23 protein-coding genes and 1 pseudogene are annotated in these 22,949 nt (G+C 63.2%); 11 read left to right on the forward strand and 13 right to left on the reverse strand.

Going from position 1 to position 22,949, the window contains the following annotated elements; all coding sequences use genetic code 11:
* Positions 1 to 41: 41 nt before the first annotated feature.
* Positions 42 to 1,667 (forward strand): glycoside hydrolase family 43 protein, encoded by a 1,626-nt coding sequence (locus ACIPQB_RS19450; protein ID WP_446486914.1) that lies wholly within the window; start codon positions 42 to 44, stop codon positions 1,665 to 1,667.
* Positions 1,668 to 2,313: 646 nt separating this feature from the next.
* Here the strand turns inward: ACIPQB_RS19450 and ACIPQB_RS19455 are convergent.
* Positions 2,314 to 3,000: an ester cyclase gene (locus ACIPQB_RS19455; RefSeq protein WP_446486915.1), complete on the reverse strand. Its 687-nt coding sequence runs from the start codon at positions 2,998 to 3,000 to the stop codon at positions 2,314 to 2,316.
* Here ACIPQB_RS19455 and ACIPQB_RS19460 point away from each other — a divergent pair.
* Positions 2,890 to 3,732 (forward strand): LysR family transcriptional regulator, encoded by an 843-nt coding sequence (locus ACIPQB_RS19460; protein ID WP_446486916.1) that lies wholly within the window; start codon positions 2,890 to 2,892, stop codon positions 3,730 to 3,732. The two genes, ACIPQB_RS19455 and ACIPQB_RS19460, sit on opposite strands and share 111 nt — an antisense overlap.
* A gap of 172 nt (positions 3,733 to 3,904) precedes the next feature.
* Positions 3,905 to 4,531 carry a site-specific integrase gene (locus tag ACIPQB_RS19465; RefSeq protein WP_446486917.1) on the forward strand — a complete coding sequence of 209 codons (627 nt, stop codon included), beginning with the start codon at positions 3,905 to 3,907 and terminating at the stop codon, positions 4,529 to 4,531.
* 30 nt (positions 4,532 to 4,561) lie between these two features.
* Here ACIPQB_RS19465 and ACIPQB_RS19470 read toward each other — a convergent pair whose 3' ends face one another.
* Entirely contained in the window at positions 4,562 to 5,242 is a 681-nt protein-coding gene (locus ACIPQB_RS19470) for an NUDIX hydrolase (protein WP_446486918.1), read from the reverse strand.
* Between the two features lie 115 nt (positions 5,243 to 5,357).
* Between ACIPQB_RS19470 and ACIPQB_RS19475 the strand changes: the two genes are divergently transcribed.
* The 3 genes from ACIPQB_RS19475 to ACIPQB_RS19485 all read left to right on the forward strand — a co-directional run bounded on the left by ACIPQB_RS19475 (position 5,358) and on the right by ACIPQB_RS19485 (position 7,765).
* The gene (locus ACIPQB_RS19475) at positions 5,358 to 6,278 is read left to right on the forward strand and encodes a hypothetical protein (RefSeq protein WP_446486919.1); all 921 of its coding nucleotides are present in this window, start codon (positions 5,358 to 5,360) and stop codon (positions 6,276 to 6,278) included.
* 9 nt (positions 6,279 to 6,287) lie between these two features.
* A complete protein-coding gene (locus ACIPQB_RS19480) occupies positions 6,288 to 7,085 on the forward strand; it encodes an adenylosuccinate synthetase (protein WP_446486920.1) in 798 nt (265 codons plus the stop codon).
* A 299-nt stretch (positions 7,086 to 7,384) separates the two neighbouring features.
* On the forward strand, positions 7,385 to 7,765 hold the full coding sequence (locus tag ACIPQB_RS19485; RefSeq protein ID WP_446486921.1) for a hypothetical protein: 381 nt from the start codon (positions 7,385 to 7,387) through the stop codon (positions 7,763 to 7,765).
* Between the two features lie 202 nt (positions 7,766 to 7,967).
* On the opposite strand, the gene ACIPQB_RS19490 is transcribed toward ACIPQB_RS19485, so the two are convergent.
* Positions 7,968 to 8,588 carry a recombinase family protein gene (locus ACIPQB_RS19490; protein WP_446486922.1) on the reverse strand — a complete coding sequence of 207 codons (621 nt, stop codon included), beginning with the start codon at positions 8,586 to 8,588 and terminating at the stop codon, positions 7,968 to 7,970.
* Between the two features lie 605 nt (positions 8,589 to 9,193).
* Here ACIPQB_RS19490 and ACIPQB_RS19495 point away from each other — a divergent pair.
* Positions 9,194 to 9,475 carry a hypothetical protein gene (locus ACIPQB_RS19495; RefSeq protein WP_446486923.1) on the forward strand — a complete coding sequence of 94 codons (282 nt, stop codon included), beginning with the start codon at positions 9,194 to 9,196 and terminating at the stop codon, positions 9,473 to 9,475.
* A 510-nt stretch (positions 9,476 to 9,985) separates the two neighbouring features.
* On the opposite strand, the gene ACIPQB_RS19500 is transcribed toward ACIPQB_RS19495, so the two are convergent.
* From ACIPQB_RS19500 to ACIPQB_RS19515, 4 genes are all read right to left on the reverse strand, one after another.
* On the reverse strand, positions 9,986 to 11,011 hold the full coding sequence (locus tag ACIPQB_RS19500) for a TniQ family protein (protein ID WP_446486924.1): 1,026 nt from the start codon (positions 11,009 to 11,011) through the stop codon (positions 9,986 to 9,988).
* Positions 11,012 to 11,038: 27 nt separating this feature from the next.
* Positions 11,039 to 12,034, reverse strand: a complete 996-nt coding sequence (locus tag ACIPQB_RS19505) for a tyrosine-type recombinase/integrase (protein ID WP_446486925.1) — start codon at positions 12,032 to 12,034, stop codon at positions 11,039 to 11,041.
* A 193-nt stretch (positions 12,035 to 12,227) separates the two neighbouring features.
* A complete protein-coding gene (locus ACIPQB_RS19510) occupies positions 12,228 to 13,319 on the reverse strand; it encodes a helix-turn-helix domain-containing protein (RefSeq protein ID WP_446486926.1) in 1,092 nt (363 codons plus the stop codon).
* A 71-nt stretch (positions 13,320 to 13,390) separates the two neighbouring features.
* Positions 13,391 to 13,933 carry a hypothetical protein gene (locus ACIPQB_RS19515; protein WP_446486927.1) on the reverse strand — a complete coding sequence of 181 codons (543 nt, stop codon included), beginning with the start codon at positions 13,931 to 13,933 and terminating at the stop codon, positions 13,391 to 13,393.
* 304 nt (positions 13,934 to 14,237) lie between these two features.
* Here ACIPQB_RS19515 and ACIPQB_RS19520 point away from each other — a divergent pair, with 304 nt between their 5' ends.
* Both ACIPQB_RS19520 and ACIPQB_RS19525 read left to right on the forward strand, forming a co-directional pair.
* Entirely contained in the window at positions 14,238 to 15,227 is a 990-nt protein-coding gene (locus tag ACIPQB_RS19520; protein ID WP_446486928.1) for a competence protein CoiA family protein, read from the forward strand.
* Between the two features lie 131 nt (positions 15,228 to 15,358).
* Entirely contained in the window at positions 15,359 to 15,658 is a 300-nt protein-coding gene (locus ACIPQB_RS19525) for a hypothetical protein (protein ID WP_446486929.1), read from the forward strand.
* Here ACIPQB_RS19525 and ACIPQB_RS19530 read toward each other — a convergent pair.
* From ACIPQB_RS19530 to ACIPQB_RS19550, 5 genes and pseudogenes are all read right to left on the reverse strand, one after another.
* Positions 15,647 to 15,961, reverse strand: a complete 315-nt coding sequence (locus tag ACIPQB_RS19530; RefSeq protein ID WP_446486930.1) for a hypothetical protein — start codon at positions 15,959 to 15,961, stop codon at positions 15,647 to 15,649. The genes ACIPQB_RS19525 and ACIPQB_RS19530 overlap by 12 nt on opposite strands.
* 122 nt (positions 15,962 to 16,083) lie before the next feature.
* Positions 16,084 to 16,704, reverse strand: coding sequence for a hypothetical protein (locus tag ACIPQB_RS19535; protein WP_446486937.1), 621 nt, complete (start codon positions 16,702 to 16,704; stop codon positions 16,084 to 16,086).
* A 57-nt stretch (positions 16,705 to 16,761) separates the two neighbouring features.
* Positions 16,762 to 17,160: pseudogene (locus ACIPQB_RS19540) on the reverse strand (TniQ family protein); the annotation flags it as partial.
* A complete protein-coding gene (locus tag ACIPQB_RS19545; protein WP_446486931.1) occupies positions 17,147 to 18,040 on the reverse strand; it encodes a TniB family NTP-binding protein in 894 nt (297 codons plus the stop codon). The pseudogene ACIPQB_RS19540 and the gene ACIPQB_RS19545, both read right to left, overlap by 14 nt.
* On the reverse strand, positions 18,037 to 19,650 hold the full coding sequence (locus ACIPQB_RS19550) for a Mu transposase C-terminal domain-containing protein (RefSeq protein WP_446486932.1): 1,614 nt from the start codon (positions 19,648 to 19,650) through the stop codon (positions 18,037 to 18,039). The genes ACIPQB_RS19545 and ACIPQB_RS19550 overlap by 4 nt, the downstream gene beginning before the upstream one ends.
* 649 nt (positions 19,651 to 20,299) lie before the next feature.
* Between ACIPQB_RS19550 and ACIPQB_RS19555 the strand changes: the two genes are divergently transcribed.
* Entirely contained in the window at positions 20,300 to 21,616 is a 1,317-nt protein-coding gene (locus tag ACIPQB_RS19555; RefSeq protein ID WP_446486933.1) for a PGAP1-like alpha/beta domain-containing protein, read from the forward strand.
* 30 nt (positions 21,617 to 21,646) lie between these two features.
* On the opposite strand, the gene ACIPQB_RS19560 is transcribed toward ACIPQB_RS19555, so the two are convergent.
* Positions 21,647 to 22,042 (reverse strand): four-helix bundle copper-binding protein, encoded by a 396-nt coding sequence (locus ACIPQB_RS19560; RefSeq protein WP_446486934.1) that lies wholly within the window; start codon positions 22,040 to 22,042, stop codon positions 21,647 to 21,649.
* A gap of 254 nt (positions 22,043 to 22,296) precedes the next feature.
* Between ACIPQB_RS19560 and ACIPQB_RS19565 the strand changes: the two genes are divergently transcribed.
* Positions 22,297 to 22,659: a hypothetical protein gene (locus ACIPQB_RS19565; protein ID WP_446486935.1), complete on the forward strand. Its 363-nt coding sequence runs from the start codon at positions 22,297 to 22,299 to the stop codon at positions 22,657 to 22,659.
* Positions 22,660 to 22,949 lie beyond the last annotated feature (290 nt).

Consider the following 22,949-nt stretch of genomic DNA (forward strand, 5'->3'; position numbering starts at 1 on the left):
GCGTGAAGTGGCGGCACGCCCCTTTGATCGAGAGACAAAACATGGACAAACGCCCCGGAAGCCTGAGCCGCCCGATGTTGTCCATGATGGCCCTCGTCCTGGCCTCCGTCGCGTCTCACGCCGTTGCGGCGGCCCCATCGGCAAAGGCGGCTCCTGCCCACAATCCCCTGATCTGGGCCGACGTCCCGGACATCGCGATCATCCGGGTGGGAAAAACCTACTACATGAGCAGCACGACGATGCACATGAGCCCGGGCCTCCCGATCATGAAGTCGACGGACCTGGTCAACTGGCGGATGGCCTCCTACGCCTATGAAACCCTAGCCGACAACGAAGCCCTCCGGCTCGAAAACGGCAAGGACGCCTACGGTAAAGGCTCCTGGGCCAGCAGCCTGCGTTTCCACAACGGCATGTTCTATGTCTCGACTTTCTCCGCCACCAGCGGACGCACCCACTTCTACACCACGCGCGATCCGGATCACGGCCCGTGGAAAGAGACGAGTTTTGAGCCCGCGATCGGTGACCACAGCCTGTTTTTCGACGACGACGGTCGCGTCTACCTGGTTTACGGGAACGCTCGCATCGAGATCTCCGAGCTGAAACCCGACCTCTCCGGGATCAAGCCCGGCGGCCTGCACAAGGTCCTCGTCGAAAACGTGAACGCCGTCTTCGGCGCCGACCAGGGCGGGCTCAAAGGCGAGGGCTCGCAGCTTTTCAAAGCCAACGGCCGCTACTACCTCGTCAACATCGCCTCGCCGGGGAGCCGCTGGGCGCGCAGTGTCATCATCCACCGCGCCGACGCCATCGACGGTCCCTACGAGGGTCGCCTCGCGCTCGATGATCGCGGTATCGCCCAGGGCGGTCTCATCGATACCCCGGAAGGCAAATGGTATGCCTATCTGTTCAAGGACAACGGCGCCGTCGGTCGCATCCCCTACCTCGCGCCCGTGACTTGGAAGGACGGCTGGCCCGTGCTCGGCGAGGAGGGCAAGGTCCCCATGATGCTCGACATCCCCGCCGGCGGACAGGGCGCCTCCGGCGTATCCGGCATCGTCGCCTCCGACGAATTCGACCACCGGCCCGGCGCCCCCAAGCTGCCTCTCGCCTGGCAATGGAATCACAATCCCGAGCCTCGTTATTGGTCGCTTACCAAACGCCCCGGCTACCTGAGCTTCGTCACCAACCGGGTGGTTTCCACGCTCACCGAGGCTCCCAACACCCTCACGCAGCGCACCTTTGGACCTAGCAGTTCCGCCAGCACCAGCATCGACGTGAGCGGCATGAAAGACGGCGACTTGGCCGGCTTGGCCGCTTTTCAGAAACGCTATGGTTTTGTTGGCGTGAAGATGAGCAACGGCGCGAAATCTCTCGTCATGGTGAGCGCCGACTCCGACCATCCCGAGGAGGTCGCCTCCATTCCTCTCTCTGGCAAAACCATCCATCTGAGGGTCGAGTGCGAATTCGAACCCGCGCCTGAGGTCGCCCGCTTCTCCTACAGCCTCGACGGCAAATCCTGGACCCCCATTGGTCGTCCCTCGCGCCTGACCTACACCGTCCCGCACTTCATGGGTTATCGCTTCGCCCTCTTCTATTATTCGACCAAGACCGCCGGCGGCCGTGTCGACTTTGACTACTATCGGATCGGGGCGAGCAGCAGCCCCCATTGACCTTCGCCCGCCGACGAGAGGCGCCGCCTAAGCGCACTGGTCGTCGGGTTGACCTGGCGGCTTGACCGAGCCTGCTGAGCTTCGAACTGGCCAACGCCACGCTGGTTTTTGCTGAAGGCGGGCGCCGCTATGTGCTGGAGCTGAGCGGCGAGCGCCAGGCGCTCACGGTCTACCCGCGCGCCAGCCGCGGTGACGTCTATCTGCTATCTGCCGGCGCCGCGCTCGGGGGTCGGGCTTCGCTGACGTCGATGCCCATTTCGAATTCGAGTTGCGAAGCCGGAGGAGGTCGTTCGGCGTCCATCATGCGTCGCAAGCGCTCGATAGCGTCAGCCAACTCGGCCAGGTTCAGATGTAATGGTCCATTAGAAAACAAGGCGTGATCCCAAGTTTTGATGCGCTCGGTTCGGCGCAGTCTCATCAAGCTGTGCCTTAAGGGAGGTAAAGGGTGCCCCTCAATCGAAGGTAGTTTGTCGATTTCTAAGTCGGGAAATTGATTCATGCGTCAACCAGAGATGCTACATCTCGGCACACCTAGCCGGTGAATGGCCATTTTTCTGGAGATGGGCCAATGTCCGCAATTGGCGCGACCCCGCCTATGACCCGGACGTGTGAATCGGCTGGAAGGGGAGCCGACCGTGTTTCGCCGCTACGAGAGTTGAGGGACGAGCCCGACCTGCTGGAGGATCGACAGCATGTCGGGAAGGCCGCGCTCCTCGACGATCTTTCCGCCCGTGAGTTTGTAGAATGCCATGCTTGTCGCCTGGAAGGCCTTGCCGGTCGGCGGCGCGCCCATGAATGAGCCGTCGTTCGTGCCGCTCATGCCGAAGCGGGCAGCGATCTTGTCGCCCTCGGCCACCGCCTCTTCCAGCACCCACCGCACATCCGAAAAGGCGCTCCGGAGCATCGCCAGGAGTTGCAGATAGCCGTCGGGACCGAGCAACGGGGTCGGCACGCCGGGCGCGTGGAAGATGGCGTCCGGCGAAACCAGCGCCGGCGCCAGGTCCGGGTCGCCCGAATTGATGAAGTCGGTGAAGCGGCGGATGAACGCGTGGGCGGCGTCTGACGACATTTCGGACCTCGGCATGGACGGTTCGCTCACCGGCAGCGGCGCAGTCGTGATAATCGAAAACCAGCCGGCGAATAATGGTAGCTTTGAACGGACAGTAGAAACGTAGAGTTTCCAATGGATCGATTCGCGGCGATGAGGGTGTTCGTCCGGGCGGTGGAGCGCGGATCGTTCAGCGCCGCAGCCCAGGCGTTGCGGATTTCGCCGCAGCTGGTCGGCAAACAGGTCGGCCAGCTGGAGGCTCACCTCGGGGTGCAGCTTCTTCATCGGACGACGCGTCGCCAGAGCCTGACGGATTTCGGACGGGTCTTTTATGACAGGGCCAAGATCATTCTGGCTGACCTGGAGGCGGCGGAAAGCCTAGCGGCCGAAGCCCTGGCGACGCCGACGGGCAGGCTTCGGGTCAATGCGCCGGTCAGCTTTGGCATGCATGCCCTGGCCCCGCGGTTACCGGAGTTCCTCCGCGATCACCCGCAGGTGACCGTCGATCTGACGCTCAACAACCGCGCCATAGATCTGGTCGACGAGGGCTATGACGCCACCTTCCGTGTCGGCGCTTTGGCCGACAGCCGTCTGGTCGGGCGCGCTCTGGCGCCCTATCGGCTCGTCCTCTGCGCGGCGCCCGCCTATCTTGCTGAAGCGCCGCCGCTTCTTGCGCCTCGGGACCTCCAGCAACACGAATGTCTGGGCTTCGCCCATACGGAACTCCGGACCCATTGGACGTTTGACGGCCCAGAAGGGCGCATCGTCGTGCCGGTGACGAGTCGTCTGATGGTCGATCATGGGGAACCGCTGCTGCACGCGGCGCTCGCAGGCCTCGGCGTCTTGCTGCAACCGGTCGAACTCCTTCAGCCGGCTCTGGAAGACGGCCGGCTGGTCGAAGTCTTGCCCGACTACACCGCGCCCGCTCGGCCATTACACATCCTGTACGCACCCGACCGCCGCATGACTCCCAAGCTACGCAGCTTCATCGACTTCGCTGTTCTGGCGTTTGGCTGATCGCTCGGCAGCAGGCACCTCAAACAGTCCACCAAGGGGAGGGCTTCTCCGTCAGCGCTAGCTGGCTGAATGTCTGGAGTCTGACACGGACCCAAGGGCAGCTATTGGCGCAAGACCACGGTAACGGGGTGTAGAGTGAAGGGGAGGGACATCGGCACGCAGGAGGCGTGACATGGCTCAGCTCGACCTTTTCTTTTCGCCCAAGCAACCTTGGAACCATCGCCGGCTTATCGGCCCCAAGCCGCCCTTCAAGCCCAAGCACGTATGGGGGATCAGGCAGCAGTTGAAGAGCACGGGCCGTGTTCGGGACCTCGCGCTTTTCAACTGCGCGATCGATGCGAAGCTTCGAGGATGCGACCTCGTAAAGCTGCGGATCTGCGATGTTGCCCCGGGTGGATTGCTACGCGCGCGTGCCACGATCATCCAGCAGAAGACCGGCCAGCCGGTGCCATTTGAGATCACCGAGCCGACGCGAGATTCTCTGGCGGCTTGGTTGCAGCGCCGCGGGCGCCGGACTGACGACTGGCTCTTTCCAAGCCGGTCTCGGCCTGGCGAGCACATCACGACCCGGCAGTACGCTCGGCTCGTAAATCACTGGGTGGCCATGATCGACTTGGAGCCTTGCGCCTACGGCACACATAGCCTGCGCAGAACCAAGGTAGCGTTGATCTACAAGAAAACGGGCAACCTCCGGGCCTGCCAACTTCTGCTCGGCCATCGAAAACTGGAAAGCACCGTGCGCTATCTCGGGATCGAAGTGGATGACGCGTTGGAGATGTCCGAACAGATCGACCTCTAACTCGACGGCAAGGCGCTGCATCGGTTCTGACTAAAGCCGGCGCTCAAAGACTGAAATGGCTTGGCGTAGCCGATAGAGCTGGGCCTGGCGTCCGCCGGTTTCCGCGCGCTGGCCGTCGACGGGTTCGATCAGAGCCAGTTCGTTGAGCTTTCGCCGGAAGGAGCTCTTGTCGATGCGTGCCGCGCCGAGCGCGATTTGGTAGGTGGCCTGTAGCTCGCTGAGGGTGAAAGTCTCGGGCAACAGGCGCGCGGGGAGGGTGGAATAGGCACCCTTGGACCGCAACCGGCCTACCGCCGCGGCCAGAATCTGGGCGTGGTCGAACGGCAGGTCGCGCACGTCGTCGACAGGCGTCAGAGACACGCCGCCGCCTTCGCCCAAGGCCTTCGTCAGGCGATCCAGCGGGGTAAGGGCGAGATAGGCCACCGAGACCGACCAGCCGCGTGGATCGCGCTGGGGGCCGGAGAAGGTGGATAGCTGCTCGATGAAGAAGCCCTCCAACCCGGTTTTTTGTCGCAAGACCCTGGCGGCCGTGGCGTCGGTGTCCTGGTCCTTGTCCGCATGGACGTAGCCGCCGATCAAAGCGCGGCGTCCGGCGAACGGCTCGCCCTCCCGTGTGATCAGCCCGACGGCGAGCTGTCCCTCCATCACCGTGAGCAGCACGACGTCGGCGGTGACGATCTGTTTGTGGTCCGATGGGGTGGCCTGGCGCATGGATCATCGTAGATCGAATTTATGTTAGTTGCAAAATACACTTTACTACGAAGCTCATTCCTCCTAGGGTCTCCTCATCGAAACGCCCGCTCGGGTGAGCAGAGGAGAGACGATCATGGGTTCGGGACGTTGGAGCCAATCGGCCTGGGATGACTACGCCAGCCGCAATGTGCACGGCCGTTCGCGCGATGAAATCTTCACCGCGCGCCGCATGGACCCAGAGTTCGATCCGGCGCGGATCGGGATGCGAGAATCGCGGGACGGCGAGGACAATCCCTTGTCCACGCCGATCATCCTGGCGTCGGATGTCACCGGCTCCATGGGCGTGATCGCGCACGAGCTGATGAACAACGGGCTCAACACCCTCGCGACCGAGATCTACGAGCGCCGGCCGGTGTCTGATCCCCATGTCATGGTCATGGCGGTGGGCGACGCCAAGACCGACGTGGCCCCGCTGCAGGTCACCCAGTTCGAAGCTGACATCCGCATCGCCGACCAGGTGCGCCGGCTGTGGCTCGAAGGCGGCGGGGGCGGCAATGGCGGGGAGTCCTACTCGGCCGCCCACGCCTTCGCCGGCCTGCGCACCGATGTGGACAGCATCGCCAAGCGGGGACGTCGCGGCTACCTGTTCACGATCGGCGACGAGCCCATCCACGACGGCCTGACCCGCGACGAACTGATCGGCGTCTTCGGCGAAGATATCGAGCGTGGCCTGTCGGCGCGGGAATGCCTGGCGCTAGCGCAGCGCAGCTACGACGTGTTCCACGTCGTGGTGATGCAGGGCTATGCCGGCCAGGACCTGGGCCGGGTGTTGCGGACCTGGAAGCCTCTGCTGCCCGGCCGGCTGCTGATCCTCGACGATCATCGCCACCTGCCCGAAGTGGTGGTCTCGGCCATCCAGGTCGCGGAAGGCGCGGACGCCGCCACGGTCGCCGGCAGCTGGTCGGGCCAGGCTTCGCCCGTGGTCGCGCGGGCCCTGCAGGACATGCGCCGCGCACCTGGCGCGGGCGGGCTTCTGCGCCGGCTGCTGGGTTAGGAGGTGATCATGGGCAAGTCCATCGCTCAGGCGGTGATCGGCGCCGGCTACGGGGACGAAGGCAAGGGTCACCTTGTCGACGCGCTCGCGGCGGCGGCGATCGACCAGCCCGTCGTGGTGCGGTCGAACGGCGGGGCGCAGGCGGGGCACACCGTAGCCCTGCCCGACGGTCGCCGGCATGTGTTTCATCATGTCGGATCCGGCGCATTGGCCGGCGCCAAGACTCACCTGTCGCGCTTCTTCGTGCATCACCCGATGCTGCTGGACGCCGAGCGGGCCGCCGTGGCGGCGCTGAGCGGCTGCGTCGAGATCACCGCCGATCCGCGCGGCCTGGTCACCACCCCTTGGGACATGTTGATCAATCAGGCCGTTGAGCGCTCGCGCGGCGGCGGTCGACACGGCAGTTGCGGCCTTGGGTTCGGCGAGACCATCGAGCGGTCTCTGGATCCGGCCTTGGCACTGACCGTCGCGGACCTGGCCGGGCCGGCGCTCAGGGGGCGCCTGCAGGCGATCCGCGACGTCTGGGTCAAGCGGCGGTTGGCCGCGCTGGGCGTGGACGCGCTTTCGGCGGACGAGGCCCAGGTGCTGGCCGACGACGGGGTGTTGGAGGTGTTTATCGACGATTGCCGCCGCTTCGCCGATACGGTCGGTCAGGCCTCGGACGGCGGGCTGGCCGCGCGCGAACCCGTGATATTCGAGGGCGCGCAGGGCCTGTTGCTGGACCAGGCGATCGGCGTCTTTCCGCACGTGACCCGTTCGCATAACCGCGACCGGCCCGATGATGGTGCTCAGCTCGCGATCCCATGACCGAGTAGGATCGTCGCCGTACCAACCGCGCAGATCGCAGGGCCTTGGCGAAGCGGTAAAGGACGGCGTCGATGCGGTGTTCACGTGTTTTCGGTCAAAGCCGCGCCGACGTCTGGGTGCGGCTGCTACATTGGAGCAGCGCATAACAGGACCTCGAAGGGGTGACGCGCCCAAGTCCGAGAGGCGCGGCCTTGGCGCCGTGCGGCGATCGCCGCGACCCGTGCTTGAGGCTCTGTAGGTTGAGCACCAGCACCTCTTTGCCGCGGTCCACGAGCCCTAAGCTTGCGTGAGAATGCGGAATGCGCGATTCTCTCAGTTGTCAAAGCGGCGCGGCCTGCGCCACCTTCGTGCAAAGGTTAGCCTCGGTGTCGCAGCAAAACCTGTCCCTTCGCCTTCCTGCCGAATTGCATAAGCAGATGAAGAAGGCCGCCAAGGAGGCCGGTGTCACAGCGAGCCAGTATTACGGCGAGGTGCTAACGCGCTTCCTCGACAACCACGTCGACCAGTTTCTGTATTTTTTCACGGGCCCGGGAAGTTCGGCGGTGACGCTGTATGTCGACTCCAGCCTGGTTGCTCGTCTTCGGGAGGTCGCAGATGACCGCGATAGCCATATGAGCGACTTGGCGATCTCGGCGTTGATTGTGCATTTCGAAAAGCATCCCTTCCCATTGGCGGCTTAGAGGGGAGGGGAGGACGTGATCGTTGGTCGTCGCGGCAAGCCTCCCTTCATCCGTGAAATTACTCGACGCGATCTCAGCTTGGCCCTGGATCAATGTCTCGCCTATGCAGATCGCGGCGATGTCCAGATCATGACCCCAATGGTAAGAGGCTGGTGATGGTGTCGATTGCGTAACGGGATAGGTTAACCGCCGAAAATCGCTCCTAAACTACTTTCCCACGCAAGACGCGCAGGCCATCAGCTCGAAGATCGCCCTTAGGCCCTACGTAACGGTAGAGAGTTTGCCGCGCGACGCCGAGCTCTTTGCAAAGATCCGCAACTTTGGTCTCAGGCTTGCCCATGGCCGCTTGCGCGAGCCTGACTTTCGCTGCGGTCATCTTCGGCTTGCGACCGCCCGTCCGACCTCTTGCTCTGGCCGCCGCCAGGCCCGCGCGGGTGCGCTCGCGAATGAGTTCTCGCTCGAACTCCGCCAGTGCCGCGAAAATGCCGAAAACCAACTTTCCCGCAGGCGTCGTTGTGTCGATCGCGGCGCCTTGGCCGGTCAACACCTTGAATCCCACCTCGCGGGCCGCCAAACCATGGACAGTATTTACCAAGTGCTTCAAGTCACGCCCAAGGCGGTCAAGCTTCCAAACGACGAGGGTGTCGCCGGGCCGGGCGGCTTTAAGGCATTGATCCAGCCCAGGACGTTGTTCTGATTTGCCCGAAACGCGATCCTCGTAGATGTGCTCTGGCGAAATGCCATTGGCGATCAACGCGTCGCGCTGCAGGTCAAGGGACTGCGATCCGTCAGACTTCGAAACCCGCATGTAGCCCAGGTTCACAGCCGGCTCCCAGGCGGGGCAGGGTGCGTGTCCCAAAAACGTTCGATTAGGTGACAACCGGCGCAAGACGGCGAAAGAGCCGGCGTCGCGTCACTTTTCAGCGTCACGAAAACTAAGTCGCGCTTGCCCACCACGAACAAGTTTTGATCCACCATTCTTAGCCTCCTTAAAGCTTTATGCGTGACGGCTTGCTGGGTGGAAAGCTTCCCCTCCCTAGGGAAAGTAAAGTGTCCACCGGTATATCCGTCCTCATTTCAGGATTGCCGTTAGGTGTTCGCCTTTGAAAAAAGGGGGCCTTTTCCCAACGTCTTAAAAAGCATCCGCAGTTCGCTTTTTAGCGCCAAGCGTCTCCAATAATTTCAAACACCTTAGTATGTGTATTTTACAACCTCCTAATCCAAAGAAATATTTATACATCCAGAAATATATATACGCATATTTGCCCATCTATAAACTCCAGCCACAAGACTCGACTCTATAATAAAATCGAGTCTAACTCATTGAAAATCGCGCGACGAGTCACCCACATCTCAACTTGAACACAATAGGCGACGCTGGGCGTCGAGCGGGGCACGGATCGGCAGTAGTGAAGTGGAGATAGCTTCGTGGTGCAGACTGATACGGCGTTAGACCAGCGCATGCGGTCGTTGAGCAGGGTCGCCAACGCGCTGCGCCCCCTGATCGAAGGCGACATCCATTCGCTATCAGCAATGGAAGCGATTTCCAGGTCGCTCGATGTGCCGCTGCGAACGCTCTACACCTATCGGCAGAAGCTGATCGCTGGCGGGCTAATGACCTCGGCGTTGACGCCCAAAAATCCAGGGCCACGACAGGGGTACAGTCGATATATCGCCACGGTCGACGAGGTCATACCACGTTATTCGTAAGGAAGTGAGTTTTGCCGCGATCTCGGAAAGCTCAGAACTTCATTGGCGACCGCGAGCGACAGGCATTTTTCTGATAATATATAATAGACGCGCTTGCGCTATAGCGACCGGATGAGAATTGTCGAAGACTCCAAACCTTGAGATTCTCACGCCCTCTGACGAGATTTTCGCTCCAAACGCCCCTTTCGCGATTTTCTGACTCCAAAGGTTGAGAACGCCCCTGCGAAAATCACCCCTGCCGCGTTTTTCGCGTTGCATGATGCGCTCAGCGTCCGACAATCGTTCACATGAAGATCACCTCGGCCGAAGCTCTGGAGGCCTTGAAGCGCGCGCGTGGCGATCGCAGCTGGTCGCAGTTCGCCGCAACGGCGCCGCGCGCTAGCGATGGCGTGATCCTGTTGCGCGGCCCAGCGCGGCGGTCGCCAAACCGAAACCCGCCAGCGAGCCTGTGGTCCAAACTGGCGGCTATCCGATCCTTGGTCGCGCGCCTGCGTTCCGACTAATCCTTCTTCATGGCCGCAACTGCTCAGTCAGGTCTAGGCAATCCTGCCAACGCACGCGCATCGGCGGCCTCCAGGCGACGCTGCGCTCGGTGACGAAGGTGCGGTGTGCCGGCGACAGCGCCATCGGCAGGAAAAGCAGCGGATCGGTGATCGATTGGCCTGGAGCGCTGATGCGCTTCCGTCTTGCCGTAAGCCGCCTTCCATAATCGTGCAGCCCGCCCTCCTCCTCTCTAGGCTCCCCGGGCGGCTCCAGGAGGCTGAGCGCCGCACGGAGAAGCCCCAGGCGCCCTGGGCTCCAAGAGCTCCAGATCGTGTTGGGCTCGAAATCCGTGCCACGCCAAAGAATGGAGCGGCGCCCGGAGCGCGTGTTCAACTTATGGACCACGGAGTACGGAGAGGCGCGGCGCACAGGCAGCATCAAGGCCGCCGCAACGTCGCTGACCTCTCGGATCATTTGAGCGGTGGATTTGCTGACCGAGCCGCCGACATCCAAGGCAAAGGTGCGCAGGGCCGCCATGTCGTGAGCATCGAGATCCCGCAGGTATTGGTGCGCGCTTCCATCAAACATATCAGTGACTTCGCCGAACATGCTGCCAAACGGATCTCGCTTAATCTGAGGCATCAGCGGCATATTGTGCTCTACACAGTAGGTCGCGAACGGGTCAAACCATCCCGATCGGATGTAGGGCGCGCGATTGTTGGCGACATCACCGTTGAGACAGACGGGGCAGACCACCCAATACCAGGCTGGGGACTGAGTTCGCGCATCTCGGACGCGCCCGAGGCGCCGTCCCGGCGCGTCCACGGTCGTCCCAAGCATCGTCGACAGTGACTGAAGGTGCTGTGGATCCCCCCTGTCGAGGCGGTACCAGCAAAGACTGGTCAGACTCAGGAGTTCTTCGAGCGTGAGGTAGTGGGCATGGGCGATCCGGACCAGCCAACCTGAAAGGGCTTCATCACTGAACCGCTGTGGCGCGAGGTAACCCATGGCGCCAGGACCAAATCCAGATTCGATGGCCTTTTGTTCCCCCATCGGGCCTCCGCCGGTTTGCGCATTGGACTATTCGATGCGGATCCGTTCGATCGCATCCTGGGTGACGCCGTCGCGCCGGCGATCGTAGAGCTTGGTGGTGCGCGGGCTGGAATGATTGGCCATTTCCTGAGCCAGTTCCAGCGTCCCTTCATTGAGCAGGAAGGTCGTGATGCCGGTGCCGCGGAACGAGTGGTTGCCGATCTTGGCGACGACGCCGGCGGCCAGAGCCCTCCTTCGCACCATGGCGTAGGCGTCATGGCGACTGAGGCGCTGCAGACCCAGCTGACCCGAACGTCCACGGGCCGTGCGAAACAGCGGCGCCTTGGGCTGGTCGCGGTGGCCCGCGACGGCCAGATAGGCGTCCAGGTGATCGAGCAGTTTGTGATGCACCGGCAGCTCGTGAACCTTGCCGCGTTTTTCGTGCAGGCGAACCCACGAGCGGCCGGCCGTCTGGAGCAAATCTTCGACGTTCATGCCGGTGGCCGCCGACACCCGGGCGAAGCTGTAGGTCATCAGGGCGATCAGGGCCCGGTCGCGTAGGCCTACCGGCGTGTCGGCCGGGATGCTGGCGATCAGTCGCTTGGCCTCGTCGGCCGCCAGGATCGGCGTTTTGCCACGCTGCACGTCGTGGCTGGGGCCGCGCACCGAGGTGGCCGGATTGCTGGCCATCACGCCGGTTCGCACCAGCCAGTCGAACAGGCTTCGTAGGCCCGCTAGCCGTAGCTTGACGGTCGGCGCCGAAAACAGGCCCTGACACTCTTCTATATAGGCGGCGATATGGAGCGGCCGGATTTCACCCAGGCTCGCCAAACCCGCCACGCCGCGCCAGGCGAGGAAATGCTCAACCGCCCGCATGTAGGCCGCGCGCGTGTTGGCGTTGCGGATCGTCGCGGCGAAGAATTCGAGGAAGCGCTCGCCGGCATCGTCGCTGGTGTCGGCGACGATGGCTGGAATGACGAAGGTCGGCTCGGGCCGAGGGCTGACGGCGAGGTCAGTGCGGTCCGAAGAAGCGTCGCTGGCCATTTTTTTACCCGAGATGGCTTAAGCGCCCTACCCGTGTTTTGGGCGTCCGATCACCGTACATAAAGGACATTATGTATGATGAAAGCGGCACCGAGGAAATGCGCGTTATATGCTACCTCGACGAGCATTCATGAAGCGTCAGCCCAGAAGCTCACTTCATCGTCGCGGGACAAGCCGCGCAGCTGGATCGTCGCTATCGACGAAACTTCCCGAGATCGACGATCTTCGGATCCGACAGGTCCAAGAGTGGCGCCGGTAGGGTCCGCCCCGTTAGCAGTTCAAACATTCGTTCGCCAACTCCGACCTCCTCGGCCAGACCCCACGCAGCCGCAGGCCCCGCCTCAACGACCGCGTCCAGGGCGGTGTTAAGCAATTCTGGCTCCTCCATCGCCAGCTGGTCGTCATAAGGTTCGAGCTTGGTGTAGCCATCGCGTACCAGCTTGATGTTGGCCGACCTGTACTGAGCTGGCGTCAAAATCTTCAGGTCGAACGCTCGCCGGATCAGCGCCCTCGCTGAAACCTTCCAGCGTAACTTCATCTCGAAAATCGCTCGCCAATTCAGGCGCACGCCACGCGGAAATTCACGCAGCATTGCCGCAGCCGGCACGAGAAACGCGCCCGCGAAACGATGCGCCTGGTCCTCGGTAGCCCGATCGCCGGTCAGAACGGCGCGGTGCATGACCAGGTGGCCGCACTCATGGGCGAGATCGAACCGCTGGCGACACAAGCTCTGCTTGGTCGAGCTTCTAACGATGATCGGCCTTGGTCGGTCCATCGATAACGCATCGACGCGCTCGGACAGGTCGCCAAAATTGGTCACGACCGCGCCGGCGTTCTCGACGACACGCATCATACTCGTGATCGGCCCGGCGGAACCCAATCCCCAGTGCAGGCGCGCAGCGGCAGCGGCGGCCTCGATATCGTCCATCGACTGGATCGGAATCTGGGGGAAATTGACCGCCGGCAGCTCAAGGTGATCCTCGATCGCCGATACAAGGCGCTCGATCATCGTTCCGCGTGCGAGAACCTGATTGGTCACCGACGCTGGCGTTGTCAGTTGTTTGCGGAAATGACATTGCTCGGCCGCAACTGTCGCGCCGCCTGTCGCCAAGAAACTGCGCGTCACCGAAAGCACGTCGGACAGCGCCTCGATCATCTCAGCGCTGGGCGCCTTCGCGCCCGTCTCCAGTTGCTGGATATACTGCCGCGAGGCTCCGACCTGCTCACCGACGGCTTCAAGGGACAGGCCCTGTGCCAGTCGCGCCAGGCGCAGTTGATCGCCCAATATCTGTGGGGGTGTCGTATTCATCGATCTTCAGCAGGCAACGGCGCCTGCTCCATGTAACGTGACGGGCCTTAGCCCTCGCCGGTCTTCTTATCGTCGCTCGGCTTGCGCACCACGGGCTTGGGCAGTTCCACCCCCTCGGCCTTGGGAAGGGTGAACGGAGCCAGGGCGGGCGTGGCCGGGTCGAGCGGGATCTCGTAAACGAACTCAGGCGCGTTACCAAGCAGGCCGGTGAAGCTGATGACAGTCACCTCGCCCAGCCCGTCGGTCTCCACGGCGAAACGAAACACAAGCTCGCCGGCGGGCGTGTCGCCAAAGTCCAAAATGCCTTGGCGAAGCTCCGAATAGGAAACCTTCAGGGTTCTGGAGTTGGGCTCGTCCGCGGCGCCGTGGTAGAAACGCGCAATCACGTCCCCGACCGTGAACATGAAACGCATCGTCGGATCGAGGATGTCCAGCCACTCGAACCCTGCGCCGCCAGCAGCAGCCTTGAGCTTGGCGCAGCCGAAGGCGAACGCTTCACATCCCAGAGTCCAGCCGTTGCAACCCTTGTCAGGGTCGTAACGGTCCAGGGCGTCGTGCCGCGCGTCACGAAGCAAGGTGGCGATCGCCACCAAGCGTTCCTTGGTCAGATCGGAATGATAGTCCCAGGGCTTTTTCACAATCAGACCTCGCTAACGGCCCGGCAAGAAGGTGGCATTTCATTGATTCTGTCAACCGCCCGCAGCGTTGTAAACCGCCGTTAGGTTTGTAAACCACCGCGTCGGCTTAGTGACGCTGCGCCTGGATCGCGCCGCCGGACGCGCCACGATGCGCCTGGTTTCCGCGTCGGGCGGCATTGCGACCCGTTCTGGCGTAGGCCACGGTTCTGCTCTGCCGATGATTCCACGCGCCACGCCCGAGTAGCTCAGACCCATCATGCTGACGGCGAAAACCACCCTGTTAGACTATGTCGAGGCAAAGGACGCCTCGCGTGGCATGGTCTTCCATTGCCGGGGATGTGAGAAGCCGGTCATTCTGCACGCGGGCAAGATCCGCGCCTGGCACTTTCAGCATCATCCAGACGTAAGGTGCGCCTTCGGTGCGAAGATGAGCGCAGCTCATTTAGACACACAGCGCGCTTTGGCGGCCGCGTTTCGCGCGCGAGGCGCCTACGTAGAACTGGAATCCTGGCTTCCGGGCTTGTCTGGTGATCGTCGCATCGACGTGCTTGTGCATCCCCCAGGCCAGGCCGACAGGCGCATCGCTATCGAGGTGCAGCAGGTCGATATCACGGTAGAAGCGATTGCTGCACGCAGCCAATGCTACAGAGCGCAGGGCGTGGCCCCCCTATGGCTGCGCCTGCTCAATTTCGACCGGATCAAGACGGCTGACCGGATCGATGGCACCGGGGAAATCTGGATCGACAAATACTCCATTCGAAACTGGGAGCGTTGGGCTCATGACGAGCTGGGCGCACTGTGGTTTTGCGACGCCGGAACCGGATTGTTTTGGCGCGGCCGGTTCACCAAAGCCTATGGCTTTCGAGAGGCCGCGGATTTTTATAGTCCTGGCGGCGACTACAATTCCTTTTCAGGCGGATATAGCGAACTGTCGCGATTTGTGGGGCTGGCCCTTGATGGTCCCTATCACGCCCCCGAGCTACGCCTGACGCGGGGCGGCAGCCTTACACGCCGTGGGACTATCACCGGCAAATTCCTGGCACCTCTAGACGCGCCGCCAGCAAGCCAAGCGCTGCGCCGTCAATTAAGGGTTGAGCTTATCAACACCTTTCCATGGGAAATCTGCGAACTTGAGCAGCGGGTAGAAGACCGTTGGCGCGCCGCTGTTACGCGGCCGGCGGGGTCCGCGTGGCGACGTGGTGCTGGTCTGGCTGACCAGAGTCTGCAGGGCGCTCAAGGTCGCTGAGCCCGCAGGACGACATCCTTGCTTAGATGCCTTAAGCTCAATGGAGCAATCGCTCGATCGACGATCGCACGCGTAACGAACGATCGCTTTTGGCTTGGTGGCGGTTGAGCGGGATGCTTTGGGAGACAAACATGGTGGCCAGAAGTAATAGCGCCGATCTGGTCGAGGCTATCACCGCCCTTGCGCCACTGGCGCTGAACGAGCCGGTGTTCGTCAGTCGTAACGGTGAAGACTGCTTCGTCGTCATGCCCGTCAAACGCTATGCGCGGCTCTTGGCCCTGGCTCCAGACCCGCGCCGGGCAGTTTCGCTGGCCGATCTCAGCGACCAGGACGCCGTGGATATCCTAGCGGCTGCCAATCAATATTTCGCTTCGGCGAGCCAAGCTGATCCAGAGCGTCATCAAAATCTTGGAAAACCGTCAGGCCGCTAGGGAGAACGGGTGTTCGCCAAGGTGAAGAACCAAGGCGCAGGTGACCAGATCGCTGACGTGGCGATTGCGCACGTCCGCCGTATCGCGCAGACGAGCGACCAGTTCATCGCTGATGTAGAGGGTCACGGTTGAGGTGCCAGGACCGGTGAACAGATATGGGAACCGATCGACTTCGACGTCGAGAAATTTCGTCAGGATTTCAGCATAGCAAGCACTAGCCGTGACGTTGTTCGCCTTGGCCCGTTTCTTAATCTGCTTGTGCAACTCGAGCGGAATACGAAGGCACAGATTCTGCTGCGGCACCGGACGTGTCCTTGCGAAGCGGTGAATGCGAAATCGCAAACCGTTTGACTTAGCGAAGAATCGCTTAGTTCGCGATGAGGTGCAAGTCGAGCTGACGGTAATCCGGCCAGACCAAGCAAGGGTTAGATCAGGTTGGGACAGGCCTCGGCGGCTTCGACGACGTGCCGCCAGCGGCGTGCCAGGTCAGGCCCCCAAAGCCGCGCTCGCTCGTCCAAAGCCCTTCGATCCCAACGCGACAGCTGAAATCCGAGCGTGATCAGCGGATCGTGGGCCGCCTCGCCTAGGCGACTGAGCATCGAGCCCAGGCCTCGTGCATAGAGATAGGCTTCCAGCCAGGCCAGCGCGCCGGGTGGCCGAGGCCGCGCGCGGAGCCTAGCTGCCGCCCGCACGAAGACCAGGCGGTCGGCGGCGTCCATCGTCGCCAGCATGCCCTGGTCCAGACGCTGGCTGCGTTCGCGGACATGGGGCAGTCGCCAGAAGCGGTGCAGGACGCCAAGCACGCCGCCGCCTTGTCCGAAGCTCGAGCGCGCGGCCAGCGCATCCACTAGGTCCAGGCACTCGCCAAGGGGGTCACGGATGAACTGCTCGCCGGTGATACGGTCCTTCCCGACCTGCTCGCCGTTACGCCAGCCGCACGCGGCGGGCGCCGCCTGGGCCAGTTCGTTGATCGCCGCCGACTCTTGGGGATCCAGATCCTGCAGATGGGCCCAGGTCCCCTCCCCGGCCAGCGCCGTCGCAGCCATCTGACCTTCTCCGATCAGGTCCAGGCCACCGTCTCGATGGGGGACTAAGGGATGACGATGTTGTGCGCATAACACCGCCAACGGCGCGGTCCAGGCGATGCGGATATGCCCCGGACGCCCGGCTCGCCGGTCGTGCTGAAGGCAACGCCGACAAACGGCCCAACAGAAAGGTGGGCTGGGTCCTTGGACATCGCCGTTCCAGGACCCTAGCGATGGCGCGTCGGCTAGGAGTTCCGCAAGCGGAACACCCAGCGCTGCGCTGAAGGCTGTGAGATCCTCAGGCGAACCGCGATCCAGGCCCTGGGGACGAACGCCGGTCAGGGATGCGCACTCGGGCACAGTCAGGAAATTGGCTCGGGCGATGCGAACAAACCACGACGAGAGCGCCTCCCCGTCCAGCCGGCGAGGCGCGAGGATCGCCAGGAAGGCTTTTGGCTGGTGATCAGAAGAGGTCATCAAATCCGGACCGGCGACGTTTGGCGCCTTGCTCGAACAACTCCGGTGTCAGCCGTTCGACGCCGGTCTCGATGGCCAAGAGCGCCGTTTCCTCGAGGAAATCGAAGTAATCGCCGACCCGGCCTGCGGTCTCCCGTCGGATGGTGTTCAGCAGGCGCTTGTCGACGACCGTGGGGAATCTTAGCGGGAACAGCGCGATGCGCTCGGCGACAACGTCGCGCAGCCAGCTTTCACGCTGAGTCCAGCTGGGCAAAGCCACGACGGTAAACCGCGCGGCCAAATGCTCGTCGGCGTTAATCAGACCCAAAGCTTCGCCGCTGCCAAAACCGGCGATCGAGATGCGCAGTTCGTTGGAGAGGTATTTGAGGGTGTTGAGCATCACCCGCACGACGTTGGCGCGCTGGTCGAGGATAGTCTGCATCTCGTCGATGATCAGCAGGCGTACGCGCCGGGCGCGAAGATGGGCCACACATAGCTGGTTGAGTCGATGGATCGTCGCGTCCAACGGTGCGCGAACCCCCATGGCCTCCAGCAGCGCCTGATAGAACCGACGTTCATCGACGGTAGGCGGAGCCTGCATGCGCACGATGCCGGGAAGGTCCGGATTGGTCTTGGCCTGCTCGTCGTGCATAGCCTTGCAGCGCCAAGTTAGGGCGCTCTTGCCCATGTGGGGCGGAGCGTAGAACAGGATCGACGGCATGCGCATGCGTTCGGGCTGGTCGCGCAGGCGATACAGCGCATCCAGCGCGGCCTTGCCCACCGGGTAGTCGATCCAGGTGTCGGTGCTGATGGCGGCCCGGCGCACGGCGTCATCGGCCGTGGCCAGGTGGCGGATTTGCTCGCTCAGGTGGCCGAATGGATCCTCGGGGACGACCGTCATGCGTTCAGCCCCCAATCGCCCTCGTCGTCATCGATCGGCGGGGCCTTGATGATCGGCGCGGCAGTCGCGATCCGATCGTCGCGCAGGCGATCAGCCTGGCGGCGAGCACGGTCGGTTTTGGCCGCGGCCTGCTGGATCACGACCTCGGCCCGTCGCTGCGCCTGGCGGGCTCGCAATGGATCCCAGCGCTGGCCGGTGGCGGCCGCGATCCGCCGTGAAGCGTGATAGAGCCACAGCGGCCGATCCTCGCCGTTGGGCCGACTGAGCGGGACGATGACGAAACGGTCCTTGGCGATCTTAACGTAGATCCGAGCCAGACTGCGGGGGTCGTATTTGACCACCACGCTCCGTTCGCCCCGCAGATAGGCGTCGATCAGTTCGGACGAGCAATAGTCCTCGTTGAACAAACGAATACCCTGGCGACCCAGGATGCGGGTCACGCCGGGAAAGAGGTCGAAGCGAAAGTTCTGCGGATTGGCCGGCATTCGCGGCGACAGGCCCGCGGTGGCGGCCGTCCAGGCTTGGAGTGGGGTCGCGCCAGCCAAACCCATATGGGCGGTGTTGTGATAGACGCCGAGGATCTGCTCGGCGAACCAGTGCTGGAGCTCATCTAGCGTCAGCCGCGCTGCCGACTTGCTGTCATAGTCGCCGCGCGTCGCGGGACTGTTGTGGGTGGCCCCAGGGAGCAGCCGGCATTTGCCCATGAAGGCGCCGATAATCCGCTCGATGTGGCCGCCGTAGCGTGTACGTCCGCTAGGCCGCAGGATGGTCTGGGTGTTCTGATTGGCCAGGGCGTTGACGAACCAAGGCGAGCGAAACTCGCTGGCGCGGTCACTGTGAACCCATCTGGGCAGGCCGCTGATCGGCCAGGCCTGGACGTGGGCCATGCGCTTGTCGTCCAGCCAGGCGCGCTTGTCCTGGACGGCTAGGTCCATGGCCACTGCCGCGCGGATCAGACTTGGCGGCTGCAGCGAGACGTAGAAGCCGGCCACCATGCGAGTGGCCACATCCATCACCAGCGTCAGCCACGGCCGGCCGATCGGCTTTCGGTGCACCGCATCGACGACGATGACGTCGGCCAGGGTGTGGTCGATCTGCCAGACCTCCCAGGGCTGTTGGACGACGTATTTGCCCGGCCTCGGGGTCTTGGCTTCGGCGGCGTTCTTGCCGATCCGCCGCCGCAGGCGAAAATTGAGCGGAATTGCCTGGAGACGGGAGATGATGCTCGCGCGGCTTGGCTCACCATAGCCTTCCGCCAGGCATAGCGCGCCGATCTTCTCCCAACTGTCCTTGACCGACGGCTTTGCGGGGACGAGGTGGTGTCGCAGAAGATAGGTGCGGATGATCTCCTCGACGCGGGGATGCAGACGCGAGCGGCCAGCGGGATAGCCGCCTCGCCCTTTCAGGTCCCGCGCCTCGGTGCAGCCTTCCCTGACCGCGCGCATGTCGCGATAGACGGTCGGCAGCGACAGGCCCAGGAGATCGGCCGCCTCCTCGACGTCGCGCCGGCTGCGCGCCTCATCGTTCACAAGAGCCGTGGCGGCGGCTAGTCGCTGGGCCCGTGCCGCGATCTGGGCCGGATCAAGCCTTTGATCGCTCAGATCGGCCAATCTGGAGGGTGGTTCCCAGGAAGGGTCGAAGGCCCGTTCTTCTGGAACGCCGGGCATCAGGCCTGCTCCTGGCCGCTAGCGCGTGGCCGGGGCTTGCCAGCCTTGGGTCGACCTCGCGCCGGCTTGGACGGCGACTGGGCGGGCGAGGGTCCGGGCCGGACTTCCCGGCTATGATCGCGCAGCTTTTGCCAGAAGCCCCTGTCGGACATCAACGCCATGGGGTCGTTGGAAAGGCGGGCTTCGACCACCAAGCCGGTGGCACAATCGACCTCGACCGCCAACCAAGGACGCGGAGCAAGGCCGGCTGGCAACGCACCGGACAGATCGATCCGCCTGAATGAGTAGAGTCGGGATTTTCGGGAATTCTTGCGCGGCATGGCTAAGTCTCCGTGTGCGATGCACGGATAGGGCCAGCCCATGGAAACTACTAAAATAGGACGAATGCAGTGGAGTCCAGCGGATGGAGCTCCCAGACCCTAGGGCGAGCGACTTGCAGGTGCGTTTTTTGAGGGCATTGTGACGCGGCGGCCACAGTCAGGGCTGGGATCTTCCTTTGACCATGCGACGACCGTCACTTGGACCAGGGGTGTTTGCCAGCGCGGCGCCGAGCAGTTCCAGCAGATGAAAGGCCGTCGACTTGGCGAGTGTCTTGTCCTCAACCACAGTGGTCTTTGTCCCAGAAATCTTCGACAGCCAACTGGTTGATCCCGAGCAAGCCAAACCTGTCTGGCCCGACGCCCTGCTGCACACTCGGGGCGATCATGAGCGCATCCATAGGAAACTGGGCGCGATTCTGGGGGCCAAGAGGCTTCGTCCGGGCAAGATCATCGAGCATTTCGGCATTCGCCAAACCTGGGCGCGGCTGAAAACAACGGCCCTAGCAGTCGGGTTCAAGGCCGAGCAGCTGGTTCCCCTGCCCTACGATTGGCGGCGCGCCCCGATGGATGCGGTTCTGGACCTGAAGGCCTTTTCGCCACCCGGCGATGGGCCGGTCATCGTCATCGGCCACGGCTATGGCGGTCTCATCGCTAAGGCGCTGCTGCAAGCCAAGCCAAGCTGGATTGAGCGTGTGACGCTCGTCGCCAACTTGGGAGTTCCTCATCACGGCAGCGATCTTGACTGGATCTTCGCGCTGGCGCGGCCGATGGGCTGGTTTTCCAACCAGACCTGGAAAGTAATGTGCGGCCCGCGTTGCTTGGTTCCTACTCTGAGCATCGCGGCGATGACACGGCCTTGGGCCTATGGCTTGCCGCTTCGCCTTGCGGGAGTGAGGGAGCTGGACGTTTTCTCGGTCTCCTACCCCACTTTGATCCGCAATCCAGAAGGGCTCAACAATGAACTCATGGTCTGGGCCGGCGACGGCTTCATTCCAGATCTGTGCATGGTTCGCGATGAGGTCCCGCGCATCGAGACTGACCGTTTCCACGCCGATATGCCCGAATGTCCTAAATTCTGGCGTCACCTGGCGAGGATCCTCGGTGCGCGACTTCCCAAATGGGTTGATCCCTGGGTGTCGGCTAGCATCCACCTGCAGCGTACTCACGTCCCTGCGGACACATATCTGGCCGGGCTGAGATTTCGTGGCGACGATCAGGTGATCGGGTGGATTGAAGCCCAGGAGATGACCTGCGCGGGCGGCCGTTTCGCGCCGTCCCAAGAGGCCGAACGCGGCAATTGGCTATCCCTGGACGTCACCTTCGATCAAACCCGCCGTCCGGGCCATTACGCACTCTTCGATGTCGATGAACTCCGCAAATTTGTGGTGCTGCGTCTCTATGGGCGGTCAAGCTGGGCTGACGGCCAGGGCGTGCCGATCCTGCTCGACGAGCGTTTGATCTTCCTGTCCACGCCGGCGGAGGAGCCTCGCAAGGATGACCTGCCACGTTTTCGTGAGTTCCTCGGATCGGCGGCGCACTGGCGCGGACAGCGCTCGCGAAAACCACGTAAATGGTCGGCCGACTTATAGTCCCGGCGCAGCGGCGGACTCCTTTTGACGTCAGTGGGTGGACTGAATGGCCGCGCAGGCAGCTTCACAGGCGCGGCAAGCCTGGGCGCAGATCCGGCAATGCTCGTGCATCTGGGCGTGACCCTCGCATTCTTGCGCGCACAGGGCGCACAGTCGGCGACAGGCGTCGAAGACCGCGGTGGCCGCCGCGTCAGAGCCGGCGCGCCGGCTGGCGATACGACCAGCGGCAGCGCAGAGGTCCGCGCAGTCGAGATTGAGGCGGATGCACTGGGTCAGCTCGGACACATTGCCTTCCGCCAGGCAGGTGTCCGCGCAAGCGACACAAGCCTGGGCGCAGTCGAAGCAGGCTTCGATGCAGCGAAGAAGTGCGGTGTCGCTCTTCCCGTCAGCCATGGGATGGGTTTGAAGCATCTGATCGGCGAACATGGCTTGCCTCCGTTGCGATGCCCCCACAACCGATGAACCCGAGCCGTGTTCCGCCTTTGGAAATATTTCCGACGCGCGGCCAAAACCCCGAGGGGCGGCGCACCACGCTACGTACTGTCGCCTGATGAACTCTGCTCGAAGCGCCCCTTTCCGGCCCACCGGGTGGCTCGACAAGCTGCGCCGATCACGCCTCAGTGCTCACCCGTACTGACGCCGCCGCTCGATTGGGTTAAGCTCTCGCGATGCTGAGGCACATGCTCGCCCTCTTGGCCGTCCTGGCCCTGCTGATCAGCCCGGTGACCGCCGCGGCCGCGCAGGTCGAGTGCGCCAAGGCCGGGCCCGAGGCCATGGCTGGCATGGCCATGCCGATGGCCCAGTCCGCTGACGGCGCCAAGGCCAGCCACGATCCCTGCTGCGACGAGAACCAGAAGTCGCCGCACGACGGCAAGGCCTGCGCCCAGATCTGCGCCGCCCTCTGCGCGACGATCGCCGCGCTTCCCACCTCGGATGTTCTGCTCCCGGCCGTCCAGCCGCTGCGCCTGACCGCCGCCCTGGCCGATCCGCTGCGCGCCCACGCGCCGCCGCGCGACGAACGACCACCCAAACTGATCGCCTGATCCTGGCCCGCGTCTGACGTGGGGTCCGCCCGCGCCGTTCGGCGGGGCCGCGCATCCGCGCGTCCGTCGCCGCGCCAGGGCTTCGCCTCCAGCCGCTCAAGTTCTCCATTCCATCGTGATCGGATCCCCGATGCGTATCGCCATCAGCCTGGCCGCGGCGCTGCTCGCCAGCGCCGCCCAGGCCGCACCCCTGACCTACGGCCAAGCCCTCGACACCGCCGCCGCCAACGCCCCGGCGTTGCGTGCCGCCGCCCTGCAGGTCGAGGCCGCCAAGGCCTCGGCCAAGGCGG

The organism is Caulobacter sp. LARHSG274 (assembly GCF_052871235.1).